Source organism: Rhabdothermus arcticus (assembly GCF_055382915.1).
The window spans coordinates 747,379-769,391 of record NZ_AP043808.1 but is presented as its reverse complement, the minus strand read 5'-3'; the positions used below and the strand labels follow the sequence as shown (position 1 = coordinate 769,391).

The window sequence follows — 22,013 nt, the reverse complement described above, 5'->3', positions numbered from 1 at the left end:
TACCTACACGCGGTGGGCGTCGAGGAGGCGGTCTCCGCCTTCGGGCTCGACGGGGGTGGCGAAGGCGGGCCGGGGCCGCTCCCAGAACACGCCAAAGGGCACCCGTTCGACCTCCATGACCTTGGTGAGGAACGCCTCGGGGCTGGCGGTGGTGGGGTCGTAGCCCTCGGCCTCGAGGTCGTAGCCGGCTTCCCGGTAGTATTCCGCGGTGTAGAGGTCGTTGTAGGTGGGGCAGGGCTGGCGTACCTCGACCAGGGCCAGGCCGGGGTGGGCGATGGCGCGGCGGATCAGCTCGGCGAGGCCCTTGACGTCAAAGGCAAAGCCCCGGGCGATGAAGGGATAGCCCGCGGAGAAGGCCAAAAGGAGGGGATCGAGCGCCCCTTGCGGGTTGGGCTGGGCGAGCGCCTTGGTCTTGACGCCCTGCGGTAGGGTCGGCGCGGCCTGGCCCTTGGTCATGCCGTAGACCGCGTTGTTGAAGATGATGTAGGTCAGGTCGACGTTGCGCCGCCCGGCCGCGACCAGATGCCCGGCCCCGATCCCCAGCGCGTCCCCGTCGCCGGCCAGGGCGAAGACGGTGAGCTCCGGCCGGGCCACCTTCAGCCCCTGGGCCAGGGGCAGGGGGCGGCCGTGCAGGCTGTGCACGCCGTAGGCGGCGAGGTAGTGGATCGTCTTGGCGGAGCAGCCAATCCCCGAGACCGCCGCCACCCGGTCCGGGGGGATCTCGAGCGCCGCCAGAGCGCGGCTCATCGCCGAGAGGATGCCGAAGTCGCCGCAACCCGGGCACCAGTCGGGGGTCATCTCGCTGAGGTACGCCTTCGGTTTCATACGCCCTCCATCAGGACCGCATCCTGGCCCGCTTTCAGGGCCTCCACCAGCTCGTTTACCAGCACCGGCCGGCCGGTGTACTTGCGCACCGAGAACGCCGGGGCGCGTCCGGTCGCCTGGCGGATCAGGGTGGCCAGCTGGCCGCTTTGGTTTTGCTCGACGACCGCGAAGCCGTTTTCAAAAAAGGGCTTCGCGGCTTCGGGGAAGGGCCAGAGGAGGCGCAGGTTCAGGTAGCGCCAGCCGAGCTTGCGCGCGGCCTCGATCCCCACGCCCTTCATGCTGCCGAACCCGACCAGGGTCATCGGCCCTTCGCCGTGGACCGAGAAGGCGAGGCGCGCGGGGATCTCCCGCGCGGCGCGGGTCAGCTTGTCCCGGCGGCGGTCCATCATCTCGCGGCGCACGACGGGGTCCTCGGTGATGTGGCCGAGGGCGTCGTGCTCGTCGGAGGTGATCCAGTAGTGGGTGCCCGGGGTGCCGATGGGGAGGAAGGACCCGGAAAAGCGCGGGTAGGGGCGCGTCGCGGGGGAGGGGGTCGGCGCGCCTGGGTCGGGGGCCGGGGCCTTCAGCTCGTCGCGGGCGAGGCCGGCGAAGCCCGAGGCCAGCTCCTTGTCCAGGAGGTGGATGACCGGGGTCTCGTAGGTCTGGGCCAGGTCCAGCGCCCAGGCGGCGTCGTGGTAGGCCTCGGCGATGTCGCCGGAGGCCAGGACCAGCCGGGGGAACTCGCCGTGACCGGCGAACAGGCTAAAGAGCAGGTCCCCCTGCTCGGTGCGGGTGGGCAGCCCGGTCGAGGGCCCGCCGCGCATGTAGAGGCTGACCACCAAGGGGACCTCGGCGATCCCCGCGAACCCCAGGGCCTCGGCCATCAGGGAGAAGCCCGGGCCGCTGGTGGCGGTCGCCGCGCGCCGGCCCGCCAAGGCGGCGCCGATCGCGAAGTGGATCGCGGCGATCTCGTCCTCGAGCTGCACCACCCGGACTCCGCTCTGGGGCCGGGCCTCGAGGTAGGTGCTCTCGTCGGTGGCGGGGCTGATCGGGTAGTAGCTCTGCACCTCGAGCCCCCCTTGGACCTTGCCCAGGGCCGCGGCCTGGGCCCCGGTCAAGAAGAGCCGGTCGCCGCGTTCGGGGAGCGGGGGCTCGGGCTCGGGGTAGACCTGGCGCAACGCCTCGAGGTTGGCCTCGAGCACCCCCGGCCGCTGGCCAAAGCGGGCTTCGAGGGCGGCCTGCAGCGCACCTCCGGAGAGCCCCAGGCGTTGCGCCAAAAGGGCCAGCGCGGCGACGTTCTTGCTGCGTCCCGAGACGGAGAAGGCGTAGGGAACGGTCTCGACCCCGTTCGCCCGGTGGGCGGCGAGGGCCTCGGCGACCGTCGCGCCCCCGCCGAGCCGCTCGAGGACCCCGGCCTTGGGCCGGGGGTCGAGGAAGGGGAGGGCGGCGATCCGCTCCTTCTCCGCCCCTTCGGGGAAGAGCAGCGTGCCCCCCGGACGCACGCCGTCCAGGTGGCGCACCACGCTCTCGGCGTCGAGGGCCAGCATCAGGTCGGCCGGTCCGGGGAAGGCACGCGGGCGCTCGGGTCCGAAGGCGACGTCCAGGTAGCTGTGGCGGCCCATGATGTTCGAGTGGTACTCCCGCCGTCCCAGGACCTCGTGGCCGGCCTTGAGCAGGGCAATGGCCAGGAGCTGGGCCAGGGTGTCCACCCCGGACCCCTGGGGACCGGCGATCCGCGCGACCCTCACCGGCGCCCTCCAGGCGGGAGCGGGTAGGTGGGGACGGGGAAGAGGCCGGCGTCGTAGGGAACGACCATGAAGGTGTTGGCCGGGGACTGGCCGAGGTCCTTGATCGCCTGGATCTGGTACCACTTCAGGTAGTTCTCGGTCAGGGAGTCGGCGATCGTGCGGTTGGCCTCAGCGATCCCCCTGGCTTCGATGACCTTGCGCTCGGCTTCCTTTTGCTCCTTTTGCAGGACGAATTGCATTCGCTCAGCCTCCTGTTTGGCGATAATCTTACGCTGAATGGCCTCGACCACGGAATCCGGCAGCACCACGTTGCGGATGTTGACCTGCACGACGCGGAAGTAAGGGTTTTCCAGCTCCTCGAGCGCGGCGACGATCTTCGCGTCGACCTCGGAGCGGCGCTCGTAGTACTCGGTCGAGTTGAAGCGGGAGGCCACCTTGCGCAGCGCCGAGCGGATCTCCGGCACCACCAGCCCCTGCTCGATGTCGGTGTATTGCAAGAAGGCCTCGCAGGCCTGGCTGGGCCGGATGCGGTAGCCGACGGTGATGTCCATGTGGATCCGCAGGCCGTCCTTGGCCAGGACCTCCACCCCCTTGTAGTCGAGGATGCGGGTATAGGTGGGGACGGTGGCCAGGGACTCGATGGGGACCAGGACCCAGTGCACCCCGGGCGGGGTCTCCTGGGTCTGGATCTGCCCCAGCCGGACCTGGCAGCCGACGTGGCGGTTGTCGACGATGCGCACCCCGGACGCGGCGAGGATCAAAAGGAGCAGGAACACGATTCCCGCCCCACCCCAGGCGAGCTGTCCGTAGCGGTTCATGGCCTCACCCTATCAGCCCGTCTGGTCGGGCTGGGTCAGCTTTCCGACCGCTTTTGCCGGGCGATCTCCTCTTCCCGCAGCTTGCGGCGGAGGATCTTGCCCACCGCGGTCTTGGGCAGCGCGTCGCGGATCTCCCAGAGCTTGGGCACCTTGTAGGCGGCGAGGTGCTTTCGAGCGTGGGCCTCGAGATCCTTCTCCGTTACCTTCCCCTTGTAGGCCTCGCGCAGCACGACGAAGGCCTTCACCGTCTCGCCGCGATAGGGGTCGGGGACGCCGGTCACCGCGGCCTCCTTGACCGCCTCGTGCTGGTAGAGGACCTCCTCGATCTCGCGGGGGTAGATGTTGTAGCCGCTGGCGATGATCATGTCCTTCTTGCGGTCGACGATGTAGAAGAACCCCTCCTCGTCCATCCGGGCGATGTCCCCGGTGTAGAGCCAGCCGTCGACCAGCACCGCCTCGGTCTCCTCGGGGCGTTGCCAGTAGCCCTTCATCACGTTCGGGCCCTTGACCGCGAGCTCGCCGACCTCGCCGGGGGGCAGGTCGCCGCGCTCGGGGTCCGCGGTCTTGGCGTCGACGCTGGGCAGGGGCAGGCCGATCGAGCCCTTCTTGCGCGGGCCGTAGATGGGATTGCAGTGGGTCACCGGCGAGGCCTCGGTGAGGCCGTAGCCCTCGACCAGCTTGGCCCCGGTGAGGCGCTCGAACTCTTCTTGCACCTCCACCGGCAAGGGGGCCGCGCCCGAGATGCAGACCTTGATCGAGCGAACGTCGCGTTGTTCAATCCCCGGGAAGGTGTTGAAGGCGACGTACATCGTGGGCACCCCGGGGAAGAGGGTGACCTTGTGGCGCTCGATGGCCTCGATCACCTGCTTGATCTCAAAGCGCGGCAGGAGCACCAGCTTGGCCCCCAGCGCCAGGGCGAAGTTCATCGAGACCGTCATCCCGTAGACGTGGAAGAAGGGGAGGACGCCGAGCATGACCTCCTTGGTGGGCTCGAGCCCCGGGGCCCAGGCCAGGACCTGGTGGACGTTGGCCATCAGGTTGCGGTGGGTGAGCATCGCACCCTTGGGGGTGCCGGTGGTGCCCCCGGTGTACTGCAAGAGGGCCACCGCGTCGATCTCCGGAGGGTGGCGCTGCGGCTCCGGTGGGGCACCTAAGGCTTCGCGCCAGTCGCGGCGCTTGGGGTGCTGGGGCAGGTTGACCCACTTGCCCTCGCGCTTCATCTTGAGGGGATAGAGCAGGTTCTTGGGGAAGGGAAGGTGGTCCTGGATCCCGGTGGTGATCACTTTCTCCGTGGGGACCTCGGCCTCGATCTCCGCGAAGCGGGGCCAGAGCAGGTCCAGCATCACCAAAAAGCGCGCCCCGGAGTCCTTGAGCTGGTGGCTGAGCTCGCTGGGGGTGTAGAGGGGGTTGGTGTTCACCACCACGCCCCCCGCGAGCAGGGTGCCGAAGAAGGCGATCAGGTACTGGGGGCTGTTCGGCAGCATCACCGCCACCCGGTCGCCCTTCTTCAGGCCCTGATCCTGGAGAAACCGGGCGAACCGCCGGGTCTTCTCCCAAAGCGCTTCGTAGGTCATGCGGTAGCCGAGGAAGTCCAGGGCCTGCTGCTTGGGGTAGCGCGTCGCCGCGTCTTCCAGGAGGTGGTAGAGGGGTTCTTTGGGGTAGTCCACGGTGTGGGGAACCCCGGGATCGTAGTGGGCGTACCAAGGCTTGTCCATGTTGACCTCCCGCGGTGTGCCCCCAGGATAGCCCAGGGGATCTTTTGATCTAGTCTAAACCTTCACCCGGTTCAAGTTCCTAGCCCGTAGGCTGGGGATGTGGAGCTGGTGTACGTCATCCCCGCCGAGCTCGCGCCGCCCCCGGCGTTTCGGGTGCAGCCCCTGCCCGAGGGCTTCGACGTGCTGGTGCGCAGGCATGGGCGTTTCGTTCCCCGGGAACCGGCGGAGTCGGACCCGCGCCTGTTGCAACTCATCCCCTACGCGGTGGTGGTGCAAACGGGCCGGATCTTCCTCACCGAGCGGATCGCGGCCTCGAGCGAGAAGCGGCTCGTGGGCCGGGCTTCGATCGGCATCGGGGGCCACGTCAACCCCGAGGACCTCTGCCGTGACCCGGTGACCTTCGCGCTTTTCCGCGAGCTCTGGGAGGAGCTCGGGGTGCGCGCCAAGGCCGTAAAAAGGCTCGGCCTTTTGCGCACCGACGAGGCCCCGGTCGCGCGGGTCCACCTCGGGGTGCTGTACCTCGTCGCGCCCGAGGGTGTGCCCCGGGTGCGCGAGCCGGAGAAGCTGCGCGGTGGCTTCGTCTTCCCCAACGTGGTCGAGGCCCGCTTTGGTCGGCTCGAGGGCTGGTCCCAGGTTGCCTGGCGGCATCTCTCGGGTATAAGTTTATACTCGGTATAAGGAGGTGGGCATGCGGATTAAAAAGATCGGCGTCGTAGGCGCAGGCACCATGGGCGCGGGGATCGCCGCGCTGGCGGCGAGCGCCGGGGTGCCGGTGGTGCTGCTGGACATCCCCGCCGAGGGGGAGGACCGCAACGCCATCGTGAAGAAGGGCCTGGAGCGCGCCATGAAGGCGCGGCCTGCGGCCTTCATGGACAAGGACCGGGTCCGTTTGATCGAGATCGGAAACACCGAGGACGACCTCGACAAGTTCAAGGACGTCGACTGGGTCGTCGAGGCGATCATCGAAAAGCCCGAGCCCAAGCAACAGCTCTTCGCCAAGCTGGAAAAGGTCCTCAAGCCCAGCGCGATCGTCAGCACCAACACCTCGGGGATCCCCATGAAGGTCCTCACCGAGGGCCGCAGCGAGGACTTTAAAAAGCGCTTTTTGGGGACCCACTTCTTCAACCCTCCGCGCTACCTGCACCTTTTGGAGATCATCCCCACGCCGGAGACCGATCCCGAGGTCCTGAGCGCGATCGAGGCCTTCGGGGATCGGGTCCTGGGCAAGGGCCTGGTTCGGGCCAAGGACGTGCCCGGCTTCATCGCCAACCGCCTCGGGGTCTACGGCATGGTGCAGGCGGTGCGCCTGATGGAAAAGCACGGGCTTTCCATCGAAGCGGTGGACACCCTCTTGGGTCCCCTGACCGGCCGGCCCAAGAGCGCGATCTTCCGCACCGCGGACCTCACCGGGTTGGACGTCTTGATGCACGTGGCCGAGGAGCTCAAGGCTGCGACCGGCGAGGATTTCGAGCTCCCCGAGTGGGTCAAGCGACTGGTCGCCGAAGGGCGGCTCGGAGAGAAAACCAAGGCCGGCTTCTACAAGAAAGAGGGCAAGGAGATCTACGCGATCGATCCCCAGACCCTCACGTACCGCCCCCGGCAAAAGCCCCGGATCCCCGGCTACGGCGAGCTCAAGGACCGGCCCCTCGCCGAGCGCTTGAGGAAGGTGCTGGACCTGCCCGCGCCCTACGGGCCCTTCATGCGTGAGTTCTTCGCCGTCACCAGCCACTACACCCTGGAGAAGGCGCCGGGGATCGCCTACGACCTGGTGGCGGTGGACCGCGCGATGCGCTGGGGGTTCGGCTTCGAGATGGGCCCCTTCGAACAGATGGACGCGGTCGGCGTCGAAACCACCCGCCAGCTCATCGAGGCCCTCGGTCTTTCCCTCCCCGCGCTGTTGCAGAAAGCCAAGGAGGGCTTTTACAAGAAGGTCGACGGCCAGCGCCACTACCTGACCTTCGACGGCGCCTATGCGCCGGTCTACCCGATCCCCGGCCACATCGCCATCGCCGAGCTCAAGGAGGCCGGCCGGGTGGTCAAGGAGAACAAGGAGGCCTCCCTCGTCGACCTCGGCGACGGGGTGCTTTTGCTCGAGTTCCACAGCAAGGTCAACACCATCGGCGAGGGCATCCTCTCGCTCACCGACTGGGCCGTCCGCTACATCGAGAAGGAGGGGCTCAACGGCCTGGTGGTGACCAACGACGACCCCCGCGCGTTCTCCGCCGGCGCCAACCTGGGCATGATCGCGATGCTCATCCAGGAGGGCGACTGGGACGAGCTGGACCTCGCGGTGCGCACCTTCCAGCGGGCGACGATGGGGCTGCGCTACGCTCCCTTCCCGGTCGTCGTGGCCCCCTTCGGCCTGACCCTGGGCGGCGGGGCGGAGTACGTCCTGCACGCCGATCGAGTGGTGGCCCACGCCGAGCTCTACATGGGCCTGGTCGAGGTGGGGGTGGGGCTGATCCCCGCCGGCGGCGGCACCAAGGAGATGCTCTTCCGCTTCAGCGAGGCGCTCGCCCCCTATGAGGAGGCGGACCCCTTCGAGGCGGTGAAGCGGGCCTTCGGGCTGATCGCGATGGCCCAGACCTCGACGAGCGCCCTCGAGGCCAGGAAGCTCGGCTACCTGAGCGAGGCCGACGAGATCGTGATGAACCGCGACCGCCTCACCCAGCGGGCCAAGGAACGGGTCCTGGACCTCGCCCCCGACTACGTCCCCCCGGTGCCCGGCTACCGGCGCATCCAGGTGCTGGGCAAGGAGGCCTACGGCAACCTCAAGTACGCCGCCTGGCAATTCCGCGAGGCGGGCCAGATCACCGATCACGAGATGCGCATCGCGCTGGAGCTGGCCTACGTCCTCTCCGGCGGCGACGGCCCGCCCCGGGAGGTCGGCGAGGCGGAGATCCTGGACCTCGAGCGCGAGGCCTTCTTGAAGCTCGCGGGGACCAAGAAGACCCTCGAGCGGGTGCTGCACACGCTGAAGACCGGAAAACCGATCCGGAACTAGGGAGGAAGCATGCGAGAAGCGGTCATCGTAAGCGCGGTACGCAGCCCCGTGGCGCGGGGCAAGAAGAACGGCGCCCTGGCGACGGTCCACCCGGTGGACCTCTCCGCCGAGGTCATGAAGGCCGCCATCGAGCGGGTCTCGCTGGACCCCAAGACCCTCGACGACGTGCTCTGGGGGTGCGCGATGCCCGAGGCCAGCCAGGGGCTGAACATCGCCCGGCTCGCGCTCCTTCGGGCCGGGCTGCCGGTGGAGGTGCCCGGGGCGACGGTCAACCGGTTCTGCTCCTCCGGGCTGCAGACCATCGCCATGGCCGCCCAGGCCATCCTGAGCGGCATGGCCGACGCGGTCCTGGCCGGGGGCGTGGAGATGATGAGCCAGGTGCCGATGAGCGGCTACCACACCCGGCTGCACCCGGACCTCACCCCGGACACCTGGAGCCCGGACACCTACTCCGCCTACATCGGTATGGGCTACACCGCGGAACGGGTGGCGGAGCGCTTCGGCATCAGCCGCGAGGATCAGGACAAGTGGGCCCTCAGAAGCCACCAGCTTGCCGCCAAGGCCTGGGCCGAGGGGCGCTTCGACGCCCAGATCGTGCCCATTCCGGTAGAGAAGGTCAGCTACAAGGGAGCCAAGAAGCAGGTTGAGGTGGTGCCCTTCACCAAGGACGAGACGGTCCGCCCGGACACCTCCCTGGAGAAGCTGGCCCAGCTCAAGCCGGCCTTCAAGGTCGGGGGCACGGTGACCGCAGGCAACGCCTCGCCTTACTCCGACGGGGCGGCGGCGGTGATCGTGATGAGCCGGGAGAAGGCCGAGGCCCTGGGGCTCCCCATCCTGGCCCGCTTCGTCACCTTCCAGGTCGCCGGGGTGGCCCCCGACGTCATGGGCATCGGGCCGATGTACGCGGTGCCCAAGGCCTTCGAGAAGGCCGGGGTGACGATGGCGGACATCGACCTGATCGAGTTCAACGAGGCCTTCGCCGCCCAGGTGCTGGCAGTGATGCGCGAGCTCAAGATGCCTGAGGAGAAGACCAACGTCAACGGTGGGGCGATTGCCCTCGGCCACCCCCTGGGGGCGACCGGGGCCAAGCTCACCACCCAGCTGGTCTACGAGCTCGGCCGCCGCGGCGGGGGCCTGGGTCTGGTGACGATGTGCATCGGCGGCGGCATGGGCGCCGCGGGCATCTTTGAGGTGTATCCCGAAGGAGGTGCGAAGTGAGCGAGCAACCCCTCTGGAAGAAGGGCGGCGGCTTCCTGCTGGAGCGCGCCGAGGCGGTCTACACCCCCGAGGACTTCGACGAGACGGTGCGCATGATCGCGGAGACCACGCGCACCTTCGTCGAGCGCGAGGTCCTGCCGGTGCTGCCGGAGATGGAGACCTCGAAGGAGCGGATGCTCGAGGAAAACCCCCGGCTGATGAAGAAGGCCGGGGAGCTCGGGCTCTTGGCCCCGGACATCCCGGAGCAGTACGGGGGGCTCGAGCTCCCCAAGGTGGTGAGCTCGGTGATCGCCGAAAACCTCTCCGAGGCTGGGGGGTTCGCGGTCACCGTCGGCGCGCACACCGGGATCGGCACCCTGCCCATCGTCTACTTTGGCACCGAAGCGCAAAAGCAGAAGTACCTGCCGAAGCTGGCCTCCGGTGAGTGGATCGCGGCCTACGCCCTGACCGAGCCCGGCGCCGGGTCGGACGCGCTCGGCATCAAGACCACCGCCACCCCCACCGAGGACGGCAAGTTCTACGTCCTCAACGGCACCAAGCAGTTCATCTCCAACGCCGGTTTCGCCCAGCTCTTCATCGTCTTCGCCAAGATCAACGGCGAGCAGTTCACCGCCTTCCTGGTCGAGCGGGACACCCCGGGCCTCTCCTTCGGCCCCGAGGAGCACAAGATGGGGATCAAGGCCTCCTCGACCCGGCAGGTGATCCTCGAGGACGTCAAGGTCCCCGCGGAGAACATCGTCGGCGAGATCGGCAAGGGGCACAAGATCGCTTTCTTGGTGCTCGACGTGGGGCGCTACAAGCTTGGCGCGGGGGCCGTCGGCGGGGCCAAGGTGGCGATCCGCGACGCCGCCAGGTACGCCAAGCAGCGCAAGCAGTTCGGCCTGCCGATCGCCAAGTTCGGCGCCATCAAGGAGAAGCTGGCGCGGATGGCGATCTACACCTACGCGGCGGAGAGCGCGGTCTACCGCACCGTGGGCCTGATCGACGAGGAGATCCTTCGGCTGGGCAAGGAGGAGACGGTTCGGGCCATCGAGGAGTACGCGGTCGAGGCCTCGATCGTCAAGGTCTTTGGCTCCGAGGTGCTGGACTACGTCGTCGACGAAGGCGTCCAGATCCACGGCGGCTACGGCTACATCCAGGAGTACCCGATCGAGCGGGCCTACCGCGACAGCCGCATCAACCGCATCTTCGAGGGTACCAACGAGATCAACCGCCTGCTGATCCCGGGGATGATGCTGCGGCGGGCGCTAAAAGGGGAGCTGCCGCTCTACGAGGCGGCGATGAAGCTTCAAGAAGAGCTCCTCGAGCCGGCCTTCGGCGAGGCCCCGGAGGACGACTACGAGCGGCTCTACGGCTACGTTGATGGGCTCAAGAAGCTGGCGTTGATGACCGCCGGGATCGCGGCCCAGAAGTTCGGCGAGAAGATCGCCAAGGAGGAAGAGGTCCTGATGCGCGTTGCCGACATCGCGATCGCCGCCTACGCCGCGGAGAGCGCGCTCTTGCGGGCGCAAAAGCGCGGGGACGACCTCAGCCTCAAGGCCACCGAGTACTACCTCACCGAGGCCATGGACCGCGCCAGCACCGAGGCCCAGGCGCTCTTGCCCTACCTCGAGGAGGGCTCGGACCTGCGCATGCTGATGAGCGCCGCCCGGCGCCTGACCAAGCACGATCCGGTGGACCGGATCGCAATCCAGAAGGCGGTCGTGGACGCGGTTCTGGAAGCCGAAGCCTACCCCTTCTGAGGAACACCTGCCCGCCGGCCCGTTTTTTCCGCGGGTCGGCGGGTGCCTTATGCCAGGATGGGGTGGCGATGATCGAGGTCGAGGGCCTGACCAAGCGTTACGGCAGCGACGAAGCGCTAAAGGGCGTTTCCTTCGAGGTGAACCCCGGTGAGATCTACGCCCTGTTGGGCCCCAACGGGGCCGGGAAGACCACCACGCTGCGCATCCTGGTGGGGCTGATCCGGCGTAACGGCGGGTGGGTTCGCGTCCTCGGGGAGGACCCGGCGCGGGTCCCGCTGGTGGTGAGGCGCTTCGCGGGCTACGTCACCGGAGGCATGGGGCTCTACGAGCGCCTCACCGGGCGGGAGACGCTGGCTTTCTTCGGGCGGTTTTACGGGTTGAAGGAGGCCACGATCGAGGCCCGCATCCGCGAGCTGGACGAGGTCTTCGGGCTGGGGGAGGCGCTCACCCGCCAGGTGCAGGCGATGTCCAGCGGGATGCGCCAGAAGATCATCGTGGCCCGGGCCTTTCTGCACCGGCCGATGGTCTTCCTTCTGGACGAGCCGACCAAGGCGCTCGACGTCTTCGCCCGGCGGGCGCTCTTGGACCGGGTCCTGGCGGAACGCGACGCGGGCCGGGCGGTCCTCTACTCGACCCACGTCCTGCCCGAGGCCGAGGAGATCGCCGACCGGGTGGGGTTCCTCTACCAGGGCCGGCTGATCTACCAGGGCACGGTCGCCGAGGCCAAGGTCCGCTTCGACGCGCCCACCCTCGAGCACGCCTTCATCCGCGCCGTGGAGGGTCAGCATGCGGCCTAGCCTGAACGTCTTCATCAAGGAGGTCTTGCTCTTTTTCCGCGATCGGCGGGCGGTCTTCAGCCAGCTCGTGCTGCCGGTCGTGTTGATGCCGGTACTCACCTTCATGCCGGCGCTGGTCGTGGGCAGCCTGGGGGCCAAGGAGGTGGAAAAGGCCCAAAAGGTTGCCGTCCGGGGGCTTCCCGAGGCCCTGGCCGCGCAGCTCCAGGCGGCGAGGTTCAAGCTTCGACCGGCGCCCGATCCCCGGGCCGAGGTTCAGGCTGGCGAGGCCGACCTGGGGTTGGTCTACGAGGGCGGGCGGATCGTCGTCTACGCGCGGCTTTCCCAGGAAGGGTTGAAGGCCGAGGCGCTCTTGGGCAAGCTCAAGGCCGTGCTCGAGGCCTACAAGCGCGAGCTGGTCGCCGAGCGGCTGCGCGCTGCGGGCCTCGATCCCGCGATCCTCGAGCCCTTCCAGGTGGTTACCGAGGACGTCTCCCCGCCGCAGGCCCAGCAGGCCGGGTTGCTCGGGTTTTTGATCCCCATGTTCCTCTTGATCTTCATCGTCGGCGGCTCGATGGGGGTGGTGATTGACGCCACCGCGGGGGAGAAGGAGCGGGGGACGCTCGAGGTCCTCCTGGCCAGCCCGGTCCCGGTCTTCGAGCTCTTGCTGGGCAAGCTCGGGGCGGCGCTGGTCGTGGGCCTGCTGGCCACGGTGAGCGGCCTCGTGGGGGTGGTCCTGGGCGGGTTCCTCGTGGCCAGCAGGGCGCTGCCCCTGGACGAGGGTCTGACCCAAAGCGTCGCCTTTCAGATCGGCCTTGGTCCGCTCGGCCTGCTCTTCGTGACCGGGGTGCTGTTCGCGGTGATGGTGGTGGGGCTCGAGCTCTGGCTGGGGGTGATCGCCCGCTCCTACAAGGAGGCCCAGAGCAGCCTGGGCCTGCTCTACACCGCGCTGGTGGTGCCGGTCGCGATCCTGGCCACGGCCTCCGCCTTCATCGGGGAAAACCCCCTTTACTTCGCGATTCCCGTGGTCGGCCCGGCGATGTTCATGGACGCGGTGCTGCGGGCCAAGGCGGACCTCACCGCGGCCGGCATCACCTGGGGGTCGACGCTGGTCTACGCCCTCTTGAGCCTGGGGCTCGCCTACCGGAGCTTCACCCGCGAGGAGGCGGTGTTCCGGAACTAGCCGCGAGGGCCTCAAACAAGCCCTCGACCGGGGCCGCCGGGGCCTGGTGCAGGCCGGGTTCGTAGTCAAAGAGCACGTGGCTCGCGCCGAGCCGCCGGGCGGCTTCGAGGAAGGTCTCCTTGAGCGGGCGGCTCGCCAGCTCCAAGGGCACGAGCCCCTTCGCCGCGGGGTTCCCCAGGACGAAGGCGGCCGCCCGGGCTTCCTCGGTCCAGGCCAGGACGAACTTCATCGCCCCGGCCTGCATCACCAGGTGCTCGCCGGGGCGTTCGGGGTCCTCGAGGACGAACCAGGGAACGGAGAGCAGGTCCATCTTCGGGATCGGGGGCCCTTCGGGGCCCCCGTGCTTAGTCGGCGCGGTCGCCCTCGTCGAGGCGGAAGCCGACCTCGAGCACGACCTGGAACTCGACGACCTCGCCGTCCTCGATGCGTCCGCGGACCTCCTTGATCTCGAACCAGTCGAGGTGGCGGAGGGTCTCCGAGGCGCGCTTGATCGCGCCCTTGACCGCCGGGCCGATGCCGTCGGGGCTGGTGCCCACCAGGGTGATCTTCTTGTAGACCTTGCTCATCGTTGGCTCCTTCCGTCTTCCATCTTAGCGGGTCGGGCAGCGCCCCGCCCCCGGATCGCGCACCCGCCCCTTGACGTCGACGAAACGAAAGCGGTAGCCCCCGGGGAGGAGGGTAAGCTCGAGGACCCCGTGGGCGTCGTCGACCACGGCCTCTGACCCCGGACGCTTGTGGCGAACTTGCCGGAGCGGGGCCCCGCCGGTCCCGACCACGAACTGGGTCGGCCCCGGGGTCCGGATGCGCTCGTAGTGGTGGTCGTGCCCGGCCAGGACGAGCGCGAAGCCCGCCGTCGCCAGCCGCCGCCAGAGCGTCTCCAGCCGGGGCGCGTCGCCGTGGACGCCGGAGCTAAAGCGGGGATGGTGCATGAAGGCCAGCTTGCAAGGGGCTCGGTCCCCGGCGAGCGTGGCTTGCAACCAGCGGTCCTGGGGGCTGCCCTGGTCCGTGGGGAGGTTGGTGTTGATCGCGTAGAGCGACCAGTCCCCGAGGCGCACCCGGTAGGCGCCGAGCGGCCCCGCCGCGCGGTCGGCGAAGTAGGCGAAGTAGGCGGCGGCGCTTTTCGTGTAGTACTCGTGGTTGCCGGGAACCGGGTAGGTGCGGGGTTTGAAGCGGCCCCAGGAGGGATGGTAGCAGCGCGCGAAGTCCCGCGCGCGACCACGGGGGTAGGCCAGGTCCCCGAGCGCGAGCACCGGTGCGCTTCCTTCCGGGTCCAGGCGGGCGATCAGGCGGGCGGTGGCCTCGTCCCCGTTGCGGCCGCAGACCGCGATGTCGCCGGCGGCGAAGAGCCGACGCGCGTCCTCGCCGGCGGCGAACAGGCTCAAAAGAAGGGCGAAGAGGAGCGCCAGCGCGCGCTTCAAAGCAGCCGTTCCGCGATCTCCACCGCGTTCAGCGCCGCTCCCCTGAGGAGCTGGTCGCCGACGACGAAGAAGTCGAGGGCGTGTTCGAAGGCCAGGTTCTGGCGGATGCGGCCGACCTCGACGTCCCACTGCTCGGTCGCGGTGAGGGGCATCGGGTAGCGGTGTTCCTCCGGCGCGTCGACCACCTTGACCCCCGGGGCGGCCTCCAGCACTCGTCGGGCGGCGTCCGGAGTGACCGGACGCTTGAAGCGGACCGTCGCCGCCTCGGCGTGGGCCCGCAAGGTGGGGATGCGCACCGCGGTGACGCTGATCTTAAGTTCCGGGGCCTCGAAGATCTTTTGCGTCTCCCAGACGACCTTCATCTCCTCGCGGGTGTAGCCGTTCTCCAGGAAGCGGTCGATGTGGGGGATCACGTTGAAGGGAAGGGGGTGCTGGAAGACCCGGGCCTCGACGGGCTGGCCCTCGAGGGCGGCTCGGGTGCCCGCGAGGAGCTCGGCCATCCCCTCGGCGCCGGCCCCGGAGGCCGCCTGGTAGGTGCTGACCACCACGTGGCTGGCCTCGAAGGCCCGGTGCAGGGGCCAGAGGGCCATCGCCAGGATCGCGGTGGTGCAGTTGGGGTTGGCGATGATGCCCCGGTGGCGCTCGAGCGCCTGGGGGTTGATCTGGGGGATGACCAGGGGCACCTCGGGGTCGTAGCGCCAGGCCGAGGAGTTGTCGATGACGATCGCGCCGCCCTCGACCCAGACCGGGGCCATCCGTTTGGCGAGGCCGCCCCCGGCGCTGGCCAGGACCAGGTCCACGGGGAGCGGGCCCTCGGGCAGGGCCTCGACGGGGATCGGCTCGCCGGCGAAGGAAAGGCGCGTCCCCGCCGAGCGCGGGCTTGCGTAGAGCCTGAGCTCGCTCAGGGGAAAGCGCTTGGCCTCGAGGACCTTGAGGATCTCCCGACCCACGGCGCCGGTAGCGCCCACGACCGCGACACGCATGGGGTTAGGTTAGCACGCCCTGCATCTTTATGCGCGCCCCTCCCCGCCCAGGAGGGCGAGGTCGCCGAGGGCCTTGAGGGGCGCGACCACCCGTTCCAAGAGCGCGAGGCGGTTTTGGCGCAGGGCGGGGTCCTCGTGCATCACCAGCACCCGGTCGAGGTAGGCGTCGAGCCGGGCCTTGACCTTGAAGAGGGCTTCGAGCGCGTCCGAGAAGGCGTCGGCGTCGAGGGGCGGGGGGGGCTCGGCGGGGTCGAAGGGGGGGATCTTGGCCTCCGCGGTGGCGAGCAGGGCCTCGACCGCGCGCTCGAGTGTCGCAAGCGCCTCGAAGAGCTGGGCCTCCTCCTGGCTCTCGAACCGGGCGGGGTCCAGGGCCAGGGGGCCCTCGGCCTTCTTCAGCAGGTTGGCGGCGCGTTTGTAGAGCAGGAAGAGGTCGGTGAAGCGGGGGTCGTGCATCAGGGCCTTCAGGACCAGCGCCCGGAGCACCACGCCGCGCACGCTCTCGCTCGCGGCGCGGGCGGCGCGGAAGGCGAGGACCGGGACCCCGTGCCGTTGCAGGAGGGTCTCCAGCCGCTCCCAGGTGAAGGCCTCGGCCTCGACCAGGGCGTGGGGGCCGACCTCGAGCCCGGTCTCGCGGTAGGCCTCGCGGGCGGCCTCGAAGGCCTCGCCGAGCCGCAGCCCGTAGCCCCTGGCCCCGAGCACCCGGACCAGGGCGAAGGCGGCGCGGCGCAGCCCGAAGGGATCGGCGGAACCCTTGGGCCGCTGGCCGAGGTGGAAGAAACCGAGCAGGGTGTCGGCGCGGTCGGCGACCGAGAGGACCGCCCCGGCGTCGGTCTCCGGCAGGGGACCACTCGCCCCCTCCGGGCGCATGGCGTCCTCGAGCGCTTGGGCCACCGCCTCGGGGTGGCCCTCCTCGAGGGCGTAGTGCTTGGCCATCGTCCCCGCGAGCTCGGGGAACTCGTAGACCATCTGGGTGCCCAGGTCGGCGAAGACGAGCGGCGCGGCCGCGGCGACGATCGCCGGGTCGGCCGGGGTCTTGGGGGCGAGCCGCTTCGCCGCGGCGCCCACGCGCTCGGCCTTGTCCCACATCGTTCCCAGTCCCCGGGCGAAGGCCATGCCCCGGAGCTTTTCCCGGTGTTCGACGAGCGGGGTCTTGAGGTCCTGCCGCCAGAAGAAGACCCCGTCGTCGAGCCGGCCCTTCAAGACCCCTTCGTAGCCTTCGCGGATCTTCCCCAGGTCGCCCTCGTTGTTCGCCACCCCGACGAAGGCGTTCTCCAGCCGGCCGCCCGGACGGCGCACCGGGAAAAAGCGCTGGTGGTGGATCATGATCGTGGCCAGGACGGGATCGGGGAGGGCCAGGTAGTCGGGCGCGAAGCGCCCTAAGACCGCGACCGGCCACTCGACCAGCCCGGTCACCTCCTCGAGCAGGGCCTCGGGCACGACCGCCTCCAGCCCTTCGGAGAGGGCCAGGGTCTCGACCTCGAAGAGGACCCGCGAGCGGCGGGTCGCGGGGTCGGCGACGACCTTGGCCTCGTGGAGCACCGCCTCGTAGGTCGCGGGGTCCTCGATCTTGAAGGCCTCCGGGGCCATGAAGCGGTGCCCCCGGGTCTCGCGTCCGGCGCGCACGCCGAAGAGCTCCAGGGGCAGCACCTCGGCGTCGAGCAGGGCGACGACCCAGCGCACCGGGCGCACGAAGGGGCCGAGCCCATTGCCCCAGCGCATCTTGCGCTCCGCGGGCAGGTCGCGCGCCACCCGTGCCAGGAGCTCGGGCAACACCGCGCGGGCCGGACGGCCTTCCTCCACCACCCGGGCGAAGACGTAGGGGCCGCGTTCGGTCTCCTTGACGTAGAGCGCCTCGACCCCCACCCCCAGGCTGCGGGCGAAGCCCAGGGCGGCCGGGGTGGGCGCGCCGTCCTTGAAGGCCGCGGCGGCCGGAGGGCCGCGGCGCTCCTCCTCCTTGCGCGCCTGCTGCTCGGCGAGCCCCTCGACCCGGACCGCGAGCCGGCGCGGGGTGGCGAAGCCCTCGAGCTTCTGGTAGCTGAGCCGGGCCGCCTCGAGGGCTTGGGCGAGCTGGGTCTTGAGCGCCGCAAGGCCGCGTTCCACGTAGTCCGCGGGCAGCTCCTCGGTTCCGATCTCAAAGAGCAGCTTCACGGGTACCCTCCACGAACTTGGTCAGGTAGGCCTTGGCGGCCCGCTCCGCCAGCCGCCGCACCCGCTGCACGTAGGCCTGGCGCTCGGCGTGGGAGAGGGCGCCGCGGGCGTCGAGCAGGTTGAAGGTGTGGGAGGCCTTGAGGACGAACTCGTAGGCAGGGTAGACGAGGGGGACCTCAAGGTCCAGCAGGCGGGTCGCCTCTTCCTCGAACTCGTCGAACCAGCGGCGCAGCCTCTCGACGTTCGCGGCCTCGAAGTTGTAGTGGCAGTGCTCAACCTCGAAGTCCCGGCGCAGGTCGCCGATCGTGACCCCGGGGGCCCACTCGATCTCGAAGACGTGGGCCTTCTTTTGCAGGTACATGGCGATGCGCTCGAGCCCGTAGGTGATCTCCACGCTCACCGGGTTCACGTCCTGGCCGCCGACCTGCTGGAAGTAGGTGAACTGGGTGATCTCCATCCCGTCCAGCCAGACCTCCCAGCCCAGCCCCCAGGCCCCCAGGGTGGGGGATTCCCAGTTGTCCTCAACGAAGCGCACGTCGTGCTTTTTGGGATCGATTCCGATCGCCCTGAGGCTCTCCAGGTAGCGCTCCTGGACGTCCGCCGGCGAGGGTTTGAGGATGACCTGGTACTGCCAGTAGTACTGGAAGCGGTAGGGGTTCTCCCCGTAGCGCCCGTCCTGGGGCCGCCGCGACGGGGCCACGTAGGCGACCCGCCAGGGGGCGGGGCCGAGGGCGCCGAAGAAGGTGGCCGGGTAGAAGGTCCCGGCTCCGACCTCGATGTCGTAGGGCTCGTTGATCACGCAGCCTTCCTGGCTCCAGAAGGCGTGGAGCTTTAAAACCAGATCCTGGAATCGCATCGCCCCCCCTTTGGTGAGCCGGGGCGCAAACCGCCCCGGCTAAGGCGCGGATACTATATCATGGCGATAAGGACCTTAAGGGACGTCTTCATCATGCGAAAGGGGTTTTGGCGTTGAACAGGTACGACGATCGCGCAAGGCTCGTGTTTCACTACGCCCGGGAGGAAGGGAGCCGGCTGGGTCACTCGATGATCGGTCCCGAGCACCTGCTCCTGGGCCTGATGCGCGAAGGCGGCACCGCCGCCAAGATCCTCGCCGAGTACGGCGCCAACCTCGAGGTGATGCGGCGGATGGTTGAGGACCTCGAGGGGCGCGGCGAGGGTACCCGCGCCGGCGAGCCCCCGGCGATCACCCCCCGGGCGCGGCGGGTCATGGAGCTGGCCAGCGCCGAGGCCCGGGGTATGGGCAGCCCGGTGATCGGGACCGAGCACATCCTGCTCGGGATCATCCGCGAGGGCGAAGGGGTCGCCTACCGCATCCTCACCCACTTCGTGAAGGACCTCGACGCGATTCGCTGGCGCATCCTGGCCAACGCCGAGGGTGGCGGGGAGCCGCGCGAGAAGGAGCCGCAGACCCCCTTCCTCGACGAGTACGGGCGCGATCTCACCAAGGAGGCCCGGGAGGGCAAGCTCGACCCGGTGATCGGCCGCGCCGAGGAGATCAACCGGGTGATCCAGATCCTGGCCCGGCGCACCAAGAACAACCCGGTGCTGGTCGGGGACCCCGGCGTGGGCAAGACCGCGATCGTCGAGGGCCTGGCCCAGGCGATCATCGAGGGTCGGGTGCCCCCGGTGCTGCGGGGGGTGCGGGTGGTGCAGATCGACCTCGCCGGGGTGGTCGCGGGGACCAAGTACCGCGGCGAGTTCGAGGAGCGGCTGCGGCAGATCATTGAGGAGCTGAAGAGCGCCAAGGTCATCGCCTTCATCGACGAGCTGCACACCCTGATCGGCGCCGGTGGCGCCGAGGGCACGCTGGACGCGGCGAACATCCTCAAGCCCGCGCTGGCCCGGGGCGAGATCCAGGTCATCGGGGCCACGACCACCGGGGAGTACCACCGGCACATCGAGAAGGACCCGGCGCTCGAGCGCCGCTTCCAGCCGGTGATCGTCCTCGAGCCGAGCCCCTCCGAGACCCTGGAGATCCTCAAGGGCCTGCGGCCCCGCTACGAGGCCCACCACGGGGTGGCGATCCCCGACGAGATCCTCGAGCTCTCGGTCAAGATCGGCGAGCGCAGCCTGCCGGGGCGGAACTTCCCGGACAAGGCGATCGACCTGATCGACGAGGCCGCGAGCCGGGTGCGGCTCAACGCCTCGCTGGGCCTGCCGGTGGCCGAGGAGGAAGACGGCACCCCGGTCGTCTCTCGCGAGGACGTCGAGAGCGTGGTCGACTCCTGGGGTGGCGTCTACGTCGACGACAAGGACGACGCCCAGCTGCTGGCCTTGGAGGAGGAGCTGAAAAAGCGCGTCGTCGGTCAGGAGGCCGCGGTGCGCGCCCTGGCCAGCGCTTTGCGCCGGGCCCGGGTGGGGCTTGGCGGGCGCACCCGGGTGGCCGCTTCCTTTCTCTTCGTCGGCCCTTCGGGGGTGGGCAAGACCCAGCTGGCCAAGGCGCTGGCGGAGACCCTCTTTGGCTCCGAGCGGGCGCTGGTGCGCTTCGACATGTCGGAGTTCGCCGAGCCCCACGCGATCTCCAAGCTCATCGGGGCCCCGCCGGGCTACGTCGGCTACGAGCAGGGTGGGCGGCTGACCGAGGCCATCCGCCGCCAGCCCTTTAGCGTGGTCCTCCTCGACGAGATCGAAAAGGCCCATCCGGACATCTACAACACCTTCCTCCAGGTCCTCGACGAGGGCCGGCTCACCGACGGCCTGGGGCGTACCGTGGACTTCCGCCGGGTGATCCTGATCATGACCTCGAACACCGGCTTCAACGTCGGTCCCGGCATCGGGTTCACCGGGAACGAGGTGGACACCGAGTCGCCGCTGAAGGCGCTCTTCACCCCGGAGTTCTTGGACCGCCTCGACGAGGTGATCCGCTTCCGGCCGTTGACCGAGGCGGAGCTGGTCCAGATCGCGGGGATGATGCTCAAGGAGATCGAGGAGGAGATGGCCGCCCGCGAGGTCGAGGTCAGCTTCGCCCCCGAGGTCGCCGAGTGGGTGGTGCGGCACGCGGAGAAGACCGGCTCCGCCCGGCAGCTGCGGGCCGTGGTGCGGGAGAAGGTCGAGGACCCGCTCTCGCTGGCGGTGCTGAAGAACCCAGGCGCGCGCCTTCTGGTCACGGTCAAGGGCGACGAGCTCGGGTTTGAGGAAGCCCTGAGCCTGGCCTGATGGCGCGGCTGGGCTACGTCTGCGTGGCGTGCGGCTACAAGGCCGCCAAACCCCTGGGTCGCTGCCCGAGGTGCGGCGCCTGGGGGTCGTTTCAGGCCGAGGCCCCGCCGAGCGCGTCCAAGGGGCGGGCCCGACCGGCCGAGGCGACGCCGCTTTCCCGGGTCCCCCTGGAGGAGGGGGACCGGATCTCCTCCGGGCTTTCTGAGGTGGACCGGGTGCTCGGTGGGGGGTTCGTCCCCGGCGAGGCCGCGCTCCTGGGTGGCGAGCCGGGGGTGGGCAAGAGCACCCTCCTCCTGCAGATCGCCGATCGTTTGGTGGGTCAGGGCAGGCGGGTGGTCTACGTCGCCGGGGAGGAGTCCCCGGCGCAGATCCGGCTGCGCGCTGCGCGGCTCGGGGTGCGCGGGGAGGTCTTGGTGGTCAAGGAGACCGCGCTCGAGCCCTTGGTCGCAGCGCTCGAGGCCGAGGCCCCGGACGCGGTCTTCGTGGACTCGATCCAGAGCCTGGAGGCCGAGGGACTTCCGGGGAGTCTGGTCGCGGTGCGCAACGCCACCCAGCGCCTGACCCAGTTCGCCAAGGCCCAGGGGGCGGTGGTGGTGCTGGTGGGCCACGTGACCAAGGAGGGCACCGTCGCCGGCCCCAAGACGATCGAGCACGTCGTCGACGCCACCTTCTACCTGGAGACCGCCGGGCTCTACCGCGTGCTCCGGGCCCAGAAGAACCGCTTCGGGCCGGTGGGGGAGGTCGGGGTCTTTCGCATGCAGCGCGAGGGGCTCTCCCCGGTCGAAAACCCCTCGGAAGCCTTCCTCGCCGAACGTCCCCGGGGGGCGCCGGGCAGCGCGGTGGGGATCGCGCTCTCCGGGGAGCGGCCGCTGCTCTTGGAGGTGCAGGCCCTGGCCGCCAAAAGCCCCTATGCCGCGCCCAAGCGGGTGGTCCAGGGCCTGGATCCGCGCCGCGTCGACGTGGCCTTGGCGGTCGTCGAGCGGCGCTTGGGCCTCAGGCTGGGGCAGCTCGACGTCTACGTCAACCTCGCCGGAGGGCTGCGGGTGGCCGATCCCGGGCTGGACCTGGCGGTGGTGCTCGCGGTCTACTCTGCCGTCGTCCAGCGTCCGCTCCCCGACCGGCTGGCCCTCGTCGGCGAGGTGGGCCTGGCCGGAGAGGTGCGTAGCGTGGTGGGGCTCGAGCGCCGCATCGAGGAGGCCGGGCGCGCGGGCTTTTCGGACCTGCTCCATCCCGGCGCGGTGAAAAACGTCGAGGAGGCGGTCAGGAAAGCGTTAGGCTGAGA

The 22,013-nt window shown here is 69.5% G+C and carries 18 protein-coding genes; 8 read left to right on the top strand and 10 right to left on the bottom strand.

The window, feature by feature from the left end; genetic code table 11:
• Nucleotides 1–3 precede the first annotated feature (3 nt).
• From ACZ48Y_RS04005 to ACZ48Y_RS03990, 4 genes are read right to left on the bottom strand one after another with little or no spacing between them, the layout of a single operon-like run.
• On the bottom strand, nucleotides 4–825 hold the full coding sequence (locus ACZ48Y_RS04005) for a thiamine pyrophosphate-dependent enzyme (RefSeq protein WP_464742392.1): 822 nt from the start codon (nucleotides 823–825) through the stop codon (nucleotides 4–6).
• A complete protein-coding gene (locus ACZ48Y_RS04000) occupies nucleotides 822–2,552 on the bottom strand; it encodes a 2-oxoacid:acceptor oxidoreductase subunit alpha (protein ID WP_464742390.1) in 1,731 nt (576 codons plus the stop codon). Before ACZ48Y_RS04000 ends, ACZ48Y_RS04005 begins: the two co-directional genes overlap by 4 nt.
• Complete coding sequence (locus ACZ48Y_RS03995; protein WP_464742388.1) at nucleotides 2,549–3,370, bottom strand: prohibitin family protein; 822 nt, start codon at nucleotides 3,368–3,370, stop codon at nucleotides 2,549–2,551. The genes ACZ48Y_RS04000 and ACZ48Y_RS03995 overlap by 4 nt, the downstream gene beginning before the upstream one ends.
• Before the next feature lie 35 nt (nucleotides 3,371–3,405).
• A complete protein-coding gene (locus tag ACZ48Y_RS03990; protein ID WP_464742386.1) occupies nucleotides 3,406–5,085 on the bottom strand; it encodes a long-chain-fatty-acid--CoA ligase in 1,680 nt (559 codons plus the stop codon).
• Nucleotides 5,086–5,184: 99 nt separating this feature from the next.
• Between ACZ48Y_RS03990 and ACZ48Y_RS03985 the strand changes: the two genes are divergently transcribed.
• The 6 genes from ACZ48Y_RS03985 (at nucleotide 5,185) to ACZ48Y_RS03960 (ending at nucleotide 13,005) form a co-directional block, all read left to right on the top strand.
• Nucleotides 5,185–5,763, top strand: a complete 579-nt coding sequence (locus ACZ48Y_RS03985; protein ID WP_464742384.1) for an NUDIX domain-containing protein — start codon at nucleotides 5,185–5,187, stop codon at nucleotides 5,761–5,763.
• A 10-nt stretch (nucleotides 5,764–5,773) separates the two neighbouring features.
• Nucleotides 5,774–8,089, top strand: a complete 2,316-nt coding sequence (locus ACZ48Y_RS03980) for a 3-hydroxyacyl-CoA dehydrogenase/enoyl-CoA hydratase family protein (protein ID WP_464742382.1) — start codon at nucleotides 5,774–5,776, stop codon at nucleotides 8,087–8,089.
• Nucleotides 8,090–8,098: 9 nt separating this feature from the next.
• Nucleotides 8,099–9,307, top strand: coding sequence for a thiolase family protein (locus tag ACZ48Y_RS03975; protein WP_464742380.1), 1,209 nt, complete (start codon nucleotides 8,099–8,101; stop codon nucleotides 9,305–9,307).
• Nucleotides 9,304–11,049 (top strand): acyl-CoA dehydrogenase family protein, encoded by a 1,746-nt coding sequence (locus tag ACZ48Y_RS03970; RefSeq protein WP_464742377.1) that lies wholly within the window; start codon nucleotides 9,304–9,306, stop codon nucleotides 11,047–11,049. Before ACZ48Y_RS03975 ends, ACZ48Y_RS03970 begins: the two co-directional genes overlap by 4 nt.
• Before the next feature lie 68 nt (nucleotides 11,050–11,117).
• Nucleotides 11,118–11,846 (top strand): ABC transporter ATP-binding protein, encoded by a 729-nt coding sequence (locus tag ACZ48Y_RS03965; protein WP_464742375.1) that lies wholly within the window; start codon nucleotides 11,118–11,120, stop codon nucleotides 11,844–11,846.
• Nucleotides 11,836–13,005 carry an ABC transporter permease subunit gene (locus ACZ48Y_RS03960; RefSeq protein ID WP_464742373.1) on the top strand — a complete coding sequence of 390 codons (1,170 nt, stop codon included), beginning with the start codon at nucleotides 11,836–11,838 and terminating at the stop codon, nucleotides 13,003–13,005. Before ACZ48Y_RS03965 ends, ACZ48Y_RS03960 begins: the two co-directional genes overlap by 11 nt.
• On the opposite strand, the gene ACZ48Y_RS03955 is transcribed toward ACZ48Y_RS03960, so the two are convergent.
• Genes ACZ48Y_RS03955 through ACZ48Y_RS03930 form a run of 6 tightly spaced genes read right to left on the bottom strand, consistent with a single transcriptional unit; the run spans nucleotide 12,974 to nucleotide 18,410 of the window.
• The gene (locus tag ACZ48Y_RS03955) at nucleotides 12,974–13,315 is read right to left on the bottom strand and encodes a DUF3234 domain-containing protein (protein ID WP_464742371.1); all 342 of its coding nucleotides are present in this window, start codon (nucleotides 13,313–13,315) and stop codon (nucleotides 12,974–12,976) included. The genes ACZ48Y_RS03960 and ACZ48Y_RS03955 overlap by 32 nt on opposite strands.
• 34 nt (nucleotides 13,316–13,349) lie before the next feature.
• Nucleotides 13,350–13,571 (bottom strand): dodecin, encoded by a 222-nt coding sequence (locus tag ACZ48Y_RS03950; RefSeq protein WP_464742369.1) that lies wholly within the window; start codon nucleotides 13,569–13,571, stop codon nucleotides 13,350–13,352.
• Between the two features lie 24 nt (nucleotides 13,572–13,595).
• Nucleotides 13,596–14,423 (bottom strand): metallophosphoesterase family protein, encoded by an 828-nt coding sequence (locus tag ACZ48Y_RS03945; protein ID WP_464742367.1) that lies wholly within the window; start codon nucleotides 14,421–14,423, stop codon nucleotides 13,596–13,598.
• Entirely contained in the window at nucleotides 14,420–15,406 is a 987-nt protein-coding gene (locus tag ACZ48Y_RS03940; protein WP_464742365.1) for an aspartate-semialdehyde dehydrogenase, read from the bottom strand. The genes ACZ48Y_RS03945 and ACZ48Y_RS03940 overlap by 4 nt, the downstream gene beginning before the upstream one ends.
• Before the next feature lie 27 nt (nucleotides 15,407–15,433).
• Nucleotides 15,434–17,554, bottom strand: coding sequence for a glycine--tRNA ligase subunit beta (gene glyS, locus ACZ48Y_RS03935; protein WP_464742363.1), 2,121 nt, complete (start codon nucleotides 17,552–17,554; stop codon nucleotides 15,434–15,436).
• The gene (locus tag ACZ48Y_RS03930) at nucleotides 17,538–18,410 is read right to left on the bottom strand and encodes a glycine--tRNA ligase subunit alpha (RefSeq protein ID WP_464742361.1); all 873 of its coding nucleotides are present in this window, start codon (nucleotides 18,408–18,410) and stop codon (nucleotides 17,538–17,540) included. The genes glyS and ACZ48Y_RS03930 overlap by 17 nt, the downstream gene beginning before the upstream one ends.
• Before the next feature lie 113 nt (nucleotides 18,411–18,523).
• Here ACZ48Y_RS03930 and ACZ48Y_RS03925 point away from each other — a divergent pair, with 113 nt between their 5' ends.
• The gene (locus ACZ48Y_RS03925) at nucleotides 18,524–20,731 is read left to right on the top strand and encodes an ATP-dependent Clp protease ATP-binding subunit (RefSeq protein WP_464742359.1); all 2,208 of its coding nucleotides are present in this window, start codon (nucleotides 18,524–18,526) and stop codon (nucleotides 20,729–20,731) included.
• A complete protein-coding gene (radA, locus tag ACZ48Y_RS03920; RefSeq protein WP_464742357.1) occupies nucleotides 20,731–22,011 on the top strand; it encodes a DNA repair protein RadA in 1,281 nt (426 codons plus the stop codon). The genes ACZ48Y_RS03925 and radA overlap by 1 nt, the downstream gene beginning before the upstream one ends.
• Nucleotides 22,012–22,013 lie beyond the last annotated feature (2 nt).

Coding starts and splice junctions, on each gene's coding strand:
- ACZ48Y_RS04005 (WP_464742392.1), bottom strand. CDS start 825: ATGAAACCGAAGGCGTACCTCAGCGAGATGACCCCCGACTGGTGCCCG.
- ACZ48Y_RS03995 (WP_464742388.1), bottom strand. CDS start 3,370: ATGAACCGCTACGGACAGCTCGCCTGGGGTGGGGCGGGAATCGTGTTC.
- ACZ48Y_RS03990 (WP_464742386.1), bottom strand. CDS start 5,085: ATGGACAAGCCTTGGTACGCCCACTACGATCCCGGGGTTCCCCACACC.
- ACZ48Y_RS03980 (WP_464742382.1), top strand. CDS start 5,774: ATGCGGATTAAAAAGATCGGCGTCGTAGGCGCAGGCACCATGGGCGCG.
- ACZ48Y_RS03975 (WP_464742380.1), top strand. CDS start 8,099: ATGCGAGAAGCGGTCATCGTAAGCGCGGTACGCAGCCCCGTGGCGCGG.
- ACZ48Y_RS03965 (WP_464742375.1), top strand. CDS start 11,118: ATGATCGAGGTCGAGGGCCTGACCAAGCGTTACGGCAGCGACGAAGCG.
- ACZ48Y_RS03960 (WP_464742373.1), top strand. CDS start 11,836: ATGCGGCCTAGCCTGAACGTCTTCATCAAGGAGGTCTTGCTCTTTTTC.
- ACZ48Y_RS03955 (WP_464742371.1), bottom strand. CDS start 13,315: ATGGACCTGCTCTCCGTTCCCTGGTTCGTCCTCGAGGACCCCGAACGC.
- ACZ48Y_RS03950 (WP_464742369.1), bottom strand. CDS start 13,571: ATGAGCAAGGTCTACAAGAAGATCACCCTGGTGGGCACCAGCCCCGAC.
- ACZ48Y_RS03940 (WP_464742365.1), bottom strand. CDS start 15,406: ATGCGTGTCGCGGTCGTGGGCGCTACCGGCGCCGTGGGTCGGGAGATC.
- ACZ48Y_RS03930 (WP_464742361.1), bottom strand. CDS start 18,410: ATGCGATTCCAGGATCTGGTTTTAAAGCTCCACGCCTTCTGGAGCCAG.
- radA (WP_464742357.1), top strand. CDS start 20,731: ATGGCGCGGCTGGGCTACGTCTGCGTGGCGTGCGGCTACAAGGCCGCC.